We start from the raw sequence: 1,086 nt of genomic DNA on the forward strand, positions 1-1,086 counted from the left end.
AAGCAAAGTTAACGAATTTTGTCTCATTTAAGGGGCTTCTAAGCCCCTTTCCTCAAAAACGCCTTGCCTTTATGCACTCAGATGACTAGCTTATTAGTGTAGCTGTAGTAAGGAAGATAGACTTTGGCCGAGGGAAGAGTCGCCGTTGGTGATATCAATATCCTGGTCGTTGATGACTGTTCTACATCATCACTGCTAGTGAAACACCAACTCATTGCATTAGGCGCAAAAGCTTCTAACATCACTTGCGTGACTAACACGCAAGCGGCCTTGCTCGCCGCAAAAACTCGCTTTTATTCCTTCTTAGTAATTGATTACCATCTTGCAGAAAAATACACAGGTTTGGATCTCGTTCACCTCCTGAGCAGAGCACAACTGATTTCAGACACAACCGCTGTGCTTATGATTTCTAGCGATGCCACAAAAGAGACAGTTCTCACAGCACTTTCTAGCTCTGGGCGGGTTCGTCACCTGCTAACAAAACCCCTTCAAACAAAAGCACTTTACACGAAAATGCTCCAAGCACTGCAAGAACAACAGCACATTGCCGCTGTAACAACAAGACTGCTGGCTTCACAACCTCTCTTACTATCTGATGTCATCTTGCTTCACAAGACCCACGCGTCCAGTATTTGTGTTGAATCTCTGATTATCGATACTTTAGTTGAAAGACGTGACTACACACTACTTGAGGATTATTTACCTCTCTGCAGTCAGAAAGAGCATGCAAGTAAAGTATGTGCGACCACGTTTTTGTTGCATCATCAAGGCCACATATCTGAAGCAGTCAAAGTTCTGGCTGATTATGTAACTCGGAATCCGCTCTGCTTGGCTGCCATTGACAGTTTGATCGGTCTTTATGAAAGCTTGGGGCAACAACGACATGCGCTCTGTTTGGCAAAAAGAGCTTTTTCGCTCACGCCAAGTAATGGTTCTCGTTTTCTCTCAGCATCCCGAATTACTGCCAAGTGAGGCCTGTTTGAAGATCTCTATGAGCTAGGCCGCACCTATGCAGCCCATTTATCACAAACCGATGCCCAATGGCTTAATGTCCTTTCTTCTTACGTTGATTTAGCCAGCGACTAT

General features: G+C 44.7%; 1 protein-coding gene. It reads left to right on the forward strand.

Annotation, left to right across the window (positions count from 1 at the left end; translation table 11 throughout):
• Window positions 1-123 precede the first annotated feature (123 nt).
• On the forward strand, window positions 124-972 hold the full coding sequence (locus R7E00_RS24850) for a response regulator (RefSeq protein WP_318124886.1): 849 nt from the start codon (window positions 124-126) through the stop codon (window positions 970-972).
• Window positions 973-1,086 lie beyond the last annotated feature (114 nt).

Source organism: Vibrio sp. Vb1755 (genome assembly GCF_033338635.1).
GTDB lineage: Bacteria > Pseudomonadota > Gammaproteobacteria > Enterobacterales > Vibrionaceae > Vibrio > Vibrio alginolyticus.